Annotated in this window: 3 protein-coding genes; 2 read left to right on the top strand and 1 reads right to left on the bottom strand. The window is 70.9% G+C overall.

Annotated elements, in window-relative coordinates; translation table 11 throughout:
- A partial coding sequence (locus D7X96_RS41845; RefSeq protein WP_368667114.1) for a beta-ketoacyl synthase N-terminal-like domain-containing protein occupies nucleotides 1-87 on the bottom strand: 87 nt, incomplete at its 3' end.
- Between the two features lie 188 nt (nucleotides 88-275).
- Here D7X96_RS41845 and D7X96_RS38990 point away from each other — a divergent pair.
- Nucleotides 276-536, top strand: a complete 261-nt coding sequence (locus D7X96_RS38990; protein WP_120553211.1) for a phosphopantetheine-binding protein — start codon at nucleotides 276-278, stop codon at nucleotides 534-536.
- A 96-nt stretch (nucleotides 537-632) separates the two neighbouring features.
- The gene (locus D7X96_RS38985; RefSeq protein WP_120553210.1) at nucleotides 633-1232 is read left to right on the top strand and encodes a 2,3-bisphosphoglycerate-dependent phosphoglycerate mutase; all 600 of its coding nucleotides are present in this window, start codon (nucleotides 633-635) and stop codon (nucleotides 1230-1232) included.
- The last annotated feature ends 271 nt before the right edge of the window (nucleotides 1233-1503 follow it).

Raw genomic sequence — 1503 nt, 5'->3', positions numbered from 1 at the left:
CACCCCGCCCACCAGGTTGCGCCAGAACTGGCGCGCGTCCTCCGCCCCCGGGAAGCGCAGCGCCAGCCCCACCACCGCCACCGCCATGGGCGCGTCCTCGTCCCCGGCGGCCGCTCCGGCCTCGTTCGCGTGGTCCATGGCCCGCGAGCCTGCCAGGGAAGTCAGGAAACCGGGGGCGCACGAAGCCCGCCTGCCTGCCCTGGCGCGGTCAGCCTTGACGCGGTAGTTCTATTTTCCTCAATTTGCGGCAAATCCAGCATCCGGAGGACCCCACCGTGAGCACACAGAGCGCAGGCCCCTCGCCCATGGAGGCGCGGCTGGCGGGGTACTGGCAGGAGCTGTTGGGCGTGGACGCCGTGCGGCCCGAGGACCACTTCCTGGAGGTGGGTGGCAATTCGCTGCTGGCCACGATGCTGGCCAACCGCATCGAGGACGACCTGGGCCTCCAGGTGGGCATGGTGGACCTGTTCAACACGCTGAGCGCGGTGGCGGCCGTGTGCGAGCGCCTCCAGTCCGAAGCCCAGGCCGCCGGCTGAACGCGCCCCCCAGCGTGGCGGCAGGACGACGGGCCGGGCGGGTGGACGGGGCTTGCCTCTTTTCCCCCCGCCCCCGGTTGGGCTAGCAGGGGGGCCATGCCCATCCTCGCCCTCGTCCGTCATGGTCAGTCCCTCTGGAACCTGGAGAACCGCTTCACCGGCTTCGTGGACGTGCCCCTCACCGAGCAGGGCCGCACCGAAGCCCGCAAGGCCGCGGAGGCCCTCCAGGGCGTGAAGTTCGACGTCGCCTACACCTCCGCCCTCAGCCGCGCGCAGCAGACGCTGGCCATCCTGCTGGAGACGCTGGGGCAGACCCCGCCCGTCATCCGTGACGCGGCCCTCAACGAGCGCCACTACGGCGACCTGCAGGGCCTCAACAAGGCGGACGCCGCCAAGGAGTTCGGCGAGAAGCAGGTCCACATCTGGCGCCGCTCCTATGACGTCCCGCCCCCCAACGGCGAGTCCCTGGAGATGACGGCCAAGCGCGTGCTGCCCTTCTTCGACCGCGCCATCGCGGGCGACCTGCGCCAGGGAAAGAACGTGCTCGTCGTGGCGCACGGCAACTCCAACCGCTCCCTGGTGATGCGCCTGGACAAGCTGTCCGGTGAGACGGTGGTGGGCCTGGAGCTCGCCACGGGCGTGCCGCTCGTCTACGAGATTGGCGCCGACGGCCAGGTCGTCTCCAAGCGCGGCTGAGAGCCCCCCGGGTCTTCATGGGATGCAGGGGTGGGGGGCTTGAATGAACGGCCCTCTGTCCCGTCAGATGGGTGGTAGCAAGAACACCCCCAAGGATGCACACCATGAAGGCCCTGACCCTCGCCGTCGTCCTGCTCTCCTCCGCCGCCTCGCTGGCACAGACGGCACCGCGCGCCGAGGAATCCGTCAACGTCCAAGGCTCCGCGGACTTCCGCCGCGCGCCGCCCCCGGGTCACTCCACGCCGCGCCCCGGGCCCCAGCCCATCCCGGC

The sequence above is a fragment of the Corallococcus interemptor genome (assembly GCF_003668875.1).
In the GTDB taxonomy this organism is placed as follows: domain Bacteria; phylum Myxococcota; class Myxococcia; order Myxococcales; family Myxococcaceae; genus Corallococcus; species Corallococcus interemptor.
The sequence above is the reverse complement of the archived record's forward strand: the minus strand, read 5'-3'. Positions and strand labels throughout refer to the sequence as shown.

Bases quoted from the DNA above. Each gene is read 5' to 3' on its own strand.
- D7X96_RS38985 (WP_120553210.1), top strand. From the start codon at position 633: ATGCCCATCCTCGCCCTCGTCCGTCATGGTCAGTCCCTCTGGAACCTG.